Below are 6,387 nucleotides of genomic sequence, written 5' to 3'. Positions count from 1 at the left end.
CCCGGGGGGGGCGGCCCGGGGGGGGGGCCCCCCCCCCCCCCCCCCGGCAGCGGCGCCGCCCTGGCCTGCCACGGGCGCCCCTGGAGTGACGCCCGTCACGTCGTCTCATGATTCGGGACGACATCGTCCGAATCATGGACAGTAGTGGACTCCTCCAATCGCCACATGACACGCTTCCGCCATGAACGGAGCTGGAATTGCCTTGGTGAGTCGGCGGCACGTCGACCTCGGCCGCATGTCCAGCGCCATCTGTCCGGCGCGCTGACGGAACCAGCCACCGCCGCACCGCGCCTCCACGCAGCCGTCGTGGACGCGCCACACCTCGCAAGTCCCCTGTAGGCCGACCACCGCCCAACGCACCGGCACAACCGGAAGAGAGCGGCGGCGATCAGCCACACCCGCTCCGCGCCCAGGGGTCCACGCCGCTCTCCCCTGCCCCCGCCTTGAGCCGCCGAAGAAGGACGTACCGCCATGGCCGCCACCCCCGAAACGCCCGCAGCCGCAGCTCCCGCAGCCGCCGCGCGCCGCAAGACCGGCCGTCACCGCGGTGAGGGTCAGTGGGCCGTCGGACACCACACGCCCCTCAACGGCAACGAGCAGTTCAAGAAGGACGACGACGGTCTCAACGTGCGGACACGCATTGAGACGATCTACTCCAAGCGGGGCTTCGACTCGATCGACCCCAACGACCTGCGCGGCCGCATGCGCTGGTGGGGCCTGTACACCCAGCGCAAGCCCGGGATCGACGGCGGCAAGACCGCGATCCTGGAGCCGGAGGAGCTGGACGACGAGTACTTCATGCTGCGCGTGCGCATCGACGGCGGCCGGCTGACCACCGAGCAGCTCCGCGTCATAGGTGAGATCTCGCAGGAGTTCGCCCGCGGCACGGCCGACCTCACCGACCGCCAGAACGTGCAGTACCACTGGATCCGGATCGAGGACGTGCCGGAGATCTGGCGCCGTCTGGAGGCCGTCGGCCTCTCCACCACCGAGGCCTGCGGTGACACGCCCCGCGTCATCCTCGGTTCGCCCGTCGCCGGCATCGCCCGGGACGAGATCATCGACGGCACCCCCGCGATCGAGGAGATCCAGCGCCGGATCGTGGGCAACCCGGCCTTCTCCAACCTGCCCCGCAAGTTCAAGTCCGCGGTCTCCGGCTCGCCGCTGCTCGACGTGGCGCACGAGATCAACGACATCGCCTTCGTCGGCGTGAACCACCCCGAGCACGGCCCCGGCTTCGACGTCTGGGTCGGCGGCGGCCTCTCGACCAACCCCAAGCTGGGCGTGCGCCTGGGCACCTGGGTCTCGCTCGACGAGGTCCCGGACGTCTACGAGGGCGTCATCTCGATCTTCCGTGACTACGGCTACCGCCGGCTGCGCACCCGCGCCCGCCTGAAGTTCCTCGTCGCGGACTGGGGCCCGGCCAAGTTCCGCCAGGTCCTGCAGGACGAGTACCTGGGGCGCGAGCTGACCGACGGCCCCGCCCCCGAGCAGCCCAGCGGCCAGTGGCGCGACCACGTCGGCGTCCACCAGCAGCAGGACGGCCGCTTCTACGTCGGCTTCGCGCCCCGCGTCGGCCGCGTGGACGGGGCCACCCTGACCAAGATCGCGGACGTCGCCGATCAGCACGGCTCCGGGCGCCTGCGCACCACGGCCGAGCAGAAGATGGTCGTGCTCGACATCGAGGCGGACCGCGTCGACTCGGTCGTCTCGGCCCTGGAGGCGCTGGACCTGCGGGTCAACCCGTCCCCGTTCCGCCGCGGCACGATGGCCTGCACCGGCATCGAGTTCTGCAAGCTGGCCATCGTCGAGACCAAGGCGCGCGGCGCCGCGCTGATCGACGAGCTGGAGCGCCGCCTGCCGGACTTCGCCGAGCCGCTCACCATCAACATCAACGGCTGCCCGAACGCCTGCGCCCGTATCCAGGTGGCGGACATCGGTCTCAAGGGCCAGCTGGTCCTGGACGACGACGGCAACCAGGTGGAGGGCTACCAGGTCCACCTGGGCGGCGCCCTCGGCCTGCAGGCCGGCTTCGGCCGCAAGGTCCGCGGCCTCAAGGTCACCTCGGCCGGCCTGCCCGACTACGTCGAGCGGGTCGTCAAGAGCTACGAGGAGCAGCGCGAGGACGGCGAGCGCTTCGCGGCCTGGGTCGCCCGCGCCGACGAGAAGAGCCTCTCGTGAGCGAGCGCGCCGCACCGTTCTACTGCCCGTACTGCGGCGACGAGGACCTGTTTCCCAACGAAACCGGTCACGGCGCGTGGGAATGCCGGGCCTGCAACCGAGCCTTCCAGCTGAAGTACCTCGGGCTGCTGGCCCGGGGCGTTCAGTCCAACACCGCTGGAGGGGACCGGATATGACGACCACTCAGGACACCCGGGGCGCTCAGGACGTTCAGGACGGTCAGGACGTTCAGGGGACGCGCGACCTCAAGGCGCTGGCCGAGCAGGCGGGCCGGGACCTCGAGGACGCCTCCCCCCTGGAGATCCTCACCTGGGCGGCCGAGACCTTCGGCCGGAAGTTCGCCGTGACCTCCTCCATGGAGGACGCGGTCGTCGCCCACCTCGCCTCCCGCGCCTTCCCCGGCGTGGACGTGGTCTTCCTCGACACGGGCTACCACTTCGAGGAGACCATCGGCACCCGTGACGCGGTCGAGGCCGTGATGGACGTCAACGTCATCACGCTCACCCCGCGCCGGACGGTGGCCGAGCAGGACGCCGAGTACGGTCCGAAGCTGCACGACCGCGACCCCGACCTGTGCTGCGCGCTGCGCAAGGTCAAGCCCCTGGAAGAGGGCCTGACCGCGTACGAGGCCTGGGCGACGGGGCTGCGCCGCGACGAGTCCCCGACCCGGGCGAACACCCCGGTGGTCGGCTGGGACGAGAAGCGGCAGAAGGTCAAGATCTCGCCGATCGCCCGCTGGACCCAGGACGACGTGGACGCGTACGTGCTGGAGCACGGGGTGCTCACCAACCCGCTGCTGATGGACGGTTACGCTTCCGTCGGCTGCGCCCCCTGCACCCGCCGCGTGGCGCAGGGCGAGGACGCGCGGGCCGGCCGCTGGGCCGGGCGGGCCAAGACCGAGTGCGGGCTGCACGGCTGATGACGGAACGTGACGATTCTACGGAGACACAGCAGATGAGCGTGAGCGACCAGGGCGCCACCGTGTGGCTGACCGGGCTGCCGAGCGCGGGCAAGACCACCATCGCCTACGCGCTGGCCGAGCGGCTGCGCGCCGAGGGCCACCGTGTGGAGGTCCTCGACGGAGACGAGATCCGCGAGTTCCTGTCCGCCGGACTCGGTTTCAGCCGCGAGGACCGGCACACCAACGTGCAGCGGATCGGCTTCGTCGCCGAACTGCTGGCGAGCAACGGCGTCAAGGCCCTCGTGCCGGTGATCGCGCCGTTCGCGGACAGCCGCGAGGCCGTCCGCAAGCGGCACGCCGCCGAGGGAACCGCGTACCTGGAGGTCCACGTGGCCACCCCGGTCGAGGTCTGCTCGGAGCGTGACGTGAAGGGCCTGTACGCCAAGCAGGCGGCGGGCGAGATCTCCGGTCTGACCGGGGTCGACGACCCGTACGAGGCGCCGGAGTCCCCGGACCTCCGTATCGAGTCGCACACGCAGTCCGTGCAGGAGTCGGCCTCGGCCCTGCACGCGCTGCTCACCGAGAGGGGTCTGGCATGACGACCACCGTCGCCCACCTGCACGACGCTGCGGACCATTCCTCTGGCTCCGCGCCGTACGCACTGTCGCACCTCGACGCCCTCGAGTCGGAGGCCGTGCACATCTTCCGCGAGGTGGCGGGCGAGTTCGAGAAGCCGGTGATCCTCTTCTCCGGCGGCAAGGACTCCATCGTCATGCTGCACCTGGCGCTCAAGGCGTTCGCGCCCGCGCCGGTGCCCTTCACCCTCCTGCACGTGGACACCGGGCACAACTTCCCCGAGGTCCTGGAGTACCGCGACCGCACGGTGGCCGAGCACGGCCTGCGCCTGCACGTCGCGTCCGTCCAGGACTACATCGACGCCGGCACGCTGCGCGAGCGCCCCGACGGCACCCGCAACCCGCTGCAGACCGTCCCGCTCACCGAGGCGATCCAGCGGCTCAAGTTCGACGCCGTCTTCGGCGGCGGCCGCCGCGACGAGGAGAAGGCCCGCGCCAAGGAGCGCGTCTTCTCCCTGCGCGACGAGTTCTCCCAGTGGGACCCGCGCCGCCAGCGGCCCGAGCTGTGGCAGCTCTACAACGGCCGTCACGCCCCGGGTGAGCACGTGCGCGTCTTCCCGCTGTCCAACTGGACCGAGCTGGACGTGTGGCAGTACATCGCCCGCGAGGAGATCGAGCTCCCGGAGATCTACTTCGCCCACGAGCGCGAGGTGTTCCTGCGCAACGGCATGTGGCTGACGGCCGGCGAATGGGGCGGCGCCAAGGAGGGCGAGGTCCCCGAGACCCGCCTGATCCGCTACCGCACCGTGGGCGACATGTCCTGCACCGGCGCCGTCGACTCCGACGCCACCACGCTGGACGCCGTGATCGCCGAGATCGCCGTCTCCCGGCTCACCGAGCGGGGCGCCACCCGCGCCGACGACAAGATGTCCGAGGCCGCGATGGAAGACCGCAAGCGCGAAGGGTACTTCTAGAAATGACCAGCACCACAGAGCAGTTCGCCGACCTGTCGGCGACCACGCTGCTGCGCTTCGCGACCGCCGGTTCCGTCGACGACGGCAAGTCCACCCTGGTGGGCCGCCTGCTGCACGACTCCAAGTCGGTCCTCACCGACCAGATGGAGGCCGTCGAGGCCGTCTCCGCCCAGCGCGGCCAGGACGCCCCCGACCTCGCGCTGCTCACCGACGGCCTGCGGGCCGAGCGGGAACAGGGCATCACCATCGACGTCGCCTACCGCTACTTCGCCACCGCCCGCCGCCGGTTCATCCTCGCCGACACCCCCGGGCACGTGCAGTACACCCGCAACATGGTCACCGGCGCCTCCACCGCCGACCTGGCCGTGGTGCTGGTCGACGCCCGCAACGGCGTGATCGAGCAGACCCGCCGGCACGCGGCCGTCGCGGCCCTGCTGCGGGTCCCGCAGGTGGTCCTGGCCGTCAACAAGATGGACCTGGTGGGCTACGAGGAGGCCGTCTTCGCGGCGATCGCCGAGGAGTTCACCGCGTACGCCTCCGACCTGGGCGTCCCGGAGATCACCGCGATCCCGATCTCGGCCCTGGCCGGGGACAACGTGGTCGAGCCGTCCGCGCACATGGACTGGTACGGGGGTCCCACGGTGCTGGAGCACCTGGAGACCGTCCCGGTCAGCCACGACCTCACGGCCTGCCCGGCACGTTTCCCGGTGCAGTACGTGATCCGCCCGCAGACCGCCGAGCACCCCGACTACCGGGGGTACGCGGGCCAGATCGCCTCCGGCGTGCTGCGCGTCGGCGACGCCGTGACCGTCCTGCCGTCGGGGCGCACCTCGGTCATCGAGGGCATCGACGCCCTGGGTGAGCCGGTGGACATCGCGTGGGCCCCGCAGTCGGTGACGGTGCGTCTGAAGGACGACATCGACATCTCGCGCGGCGACCTGATCGCGCCGTCCGCGAGCGCCCCGGCCACCACGCAGGACGTCGAGGCGACGGTCTGCCACGTGGCGGACCAGCCGCTGGCCGTCGGCGCCCGGGTGCTGATCAAGCACACGACGCGCACGGTGAAGGCCATCGTCAAGGAGATCCCCTCGCGGCTGACCCTGGACGACCTGTCGCAGCACCCGAACCCCGGGCAGCTCGTGGCCAACGACATCGGCCGCGTGGTCGTCCGTACCGCCGAGCCGCTGGCGCTCGACGCGTACGCCGACTCGCGCCGTACCGGGTCCTTCCTGCTGATCGACCCGGCTGACGGAACCACCCTGGCGGCGGGCATGGCGGGCGAGTCCTTCGCCTCCAAGGCCGAGACGACCGTACAGGCGGATGAAGAAGGGTGGGACTTCTAGATCATGCTTTCCGACATCTACTCCACCTTCGCCAAGGAGGGCGGCCGCGTAGGCAGCGGCGCCCTCGGCAGTGGCCAGGGAGGGGTGGCGCGATGTGCGCGATGACGTACGCGCACTGCATGCGCGCCCACCACTCCGAGCTGAACCAGCCCCTGCCCCATAGACGAAGACCTGCGTCGTGACCACACGGCGCTTCGAGAGGAAGTCCTCCCGTGCCTGCCACCGGTATCACCACCCGTAATAAGCGCTCTTCCGCCGGCGTGCGCCGCGGAGTCGCCGCCGCCGCCGCCCTGCCGCTCCTGATCGGCGCGCTCGCCTCCTGCGGCTACGGTTCCGAGGCGAAGAAGGACGAGTCGAAGGACAAGCCGGCCAACGTCGCGGACGCCGGCAAGCCGCTCTCCGCCTCCGAGGTC

7 protein-coding genes and 1 pseudogene are annotated in these 6,387 nt (G+C 71.0%); all 8 read left to right on the top strand.

What is annotated here, in order from left to right; genetic code table 11:
* The first annotated feature begins 181 nt into the window (after positions 1 to 181).
* Positions 182 to 265, top strand: coding sequence for a putative leader peptide (locus ACFWB8_RS36275; protein ID WP_312847410.1), 84 nt, complete (start codon positions 182 to 184; stop codon positions 263 to 265).
* Between the two features lie 206 nt (positions 266 to 471).
* Positions 472 to 2,181 carry a nitrite/sulfite reductase gene (locus ACFWB8_RS36270; RefSeq protein ID WP_385237350.1) on the top strand — a complete coding sequence of 570 codons (1,710 nt, stop codon included), beginning with the start codon at positions 472 to 474 and terminating at the stop codon, positions 2,179 to 2,181.
* Complete coding sequence (locus ACFWB8_RS36265; protein WP_385237347.1) at positions 2,178 to 2,357, top strand: hypothetical protein; 180 nt, start codon at positions 2,178 to 2,180, stop codon at positions 2,355 to 2,357. The genes ACFWB8_RS36270 and ACFWB8_RS36265 overlap by 4 nt, the downstream gene beginning before the upstream one ends.
* On the top strand, positions 2,354 to 3,100 hold the full coding sequence (locus ACFWB8_RS36260; protein ID WP_385237344.1) for a phosphoadenylyl-sulfate reductase: 747 nt from the start codon (positions 2,354 to 2,356) through the stop codon (positions 3,098 to 3,100). Before ACFWB8_RS36265 ends, ACFWB8_RS36260 begins: the two co-directional genes overlap by 4 nt.
* 35 nt (positions 3,101 to 3,135) lie before the next feature.
* A complete protein-coding gene (cysC, locus tag ACFWB8_RS36255; protein WP_266791744.1) occupies positions 3,136 to 3,681 on the top strand; it encodes an adenylyl-sulfate kinase in 546 nt (181 codons plus the stop codon).
* Positions 3,678 to 4,631, top strand: coding sequence for a sulfate adenylyltransferase subunit CysD (gene cysD, locus ACFWB8_RS36250; RefSeq protein WP_385237341.1), 954 nt, complete (start codon positions 3,678 to 3,680; stop codon positions 4,629 to 4,631). The genes cysC and cysD overlap by 4 nt, the downstream gene beginning before the upstream one ends.
* 2 nt (positions 4,632 to 4,633) lie before the next feature.
* Positions 4,634 to 5,974 (top strand): sulfate adenylyltransferase subunit 1, encoded by a 1,341-nt coding sequence (locus tag ACFWB8_RS36245; RefSeq protein WP_385237338.1) that lies wholly within the window; start codon positions 4,634 to 4,636, stop codon positions 5,972 to 5,974.
* Positions 5,975 to 6,186: 212 nt separating this feature from the next.
* Positions 6,187 to 6,387: pseudogene (locus tag ACFWB8_RS36240) on the top strand (hypothetical protein); the annotation flags it as partial.

It is taken from the genome of Streptomyces sp. NPDC060031 (genome assembly GCF_042736805.1).
In the GTDB taxonomy this organism is placed as follows: domain Bacteria; phylum Actinomycetota; class Actinomycetes; order Streptomycetales; family Streptomycetaceae; genus Streptomyces.
This window is presented reverse-complemented; position numbering and strand designations above follow the sequence as displayed.

Excerpts from the sequence above, each read along its gene's own strand:
- ACFWB8_RS36260 (WP_385237344.1), top strand. The coding sequence starts at position 2,354 with ATGACGACCACTCAGGACACCCGGGGCGCTCAGGACGTTCAGGACGGT.
- ACFWB8_RS36275 (WP_312847410.1), top strand. The coding sequence starts at position 182 with ATGAACGGAGCTGGAATTGCCTTGGTGAGTCGGCGGCACGTCGACCTC.
- ACFWB8_RS36245 (WP_385237338.1), top strand. The coding sequence starts at position 4,634 with ATGACCAGCACCACAGAGCAGTTCGCCGACCTGTCGGCGACCACGCTG.
- cysC (WP_266791744.1), top strand. The coding sequence starts at position 3,136 with ATGAGCGTGAGCGACCAGGGCGCCACCGTGTGGCTGACCGGGCTGCCG.
- cysD (WP_385237341.1), top strand. The coding sequence starts at position 3,678 with ATGACGACCACCGTCGCCCACCTGCACGACGCTGCGGACCATTCCTCT.
- ACFWB8_RS36270 (WP_385237350.1), top strand. The coding sequence starts at position 472 with ATGGCCGCCACCCCCGAAACGCCCGCAGCCGCAGCTCCCGCAGCCGCC.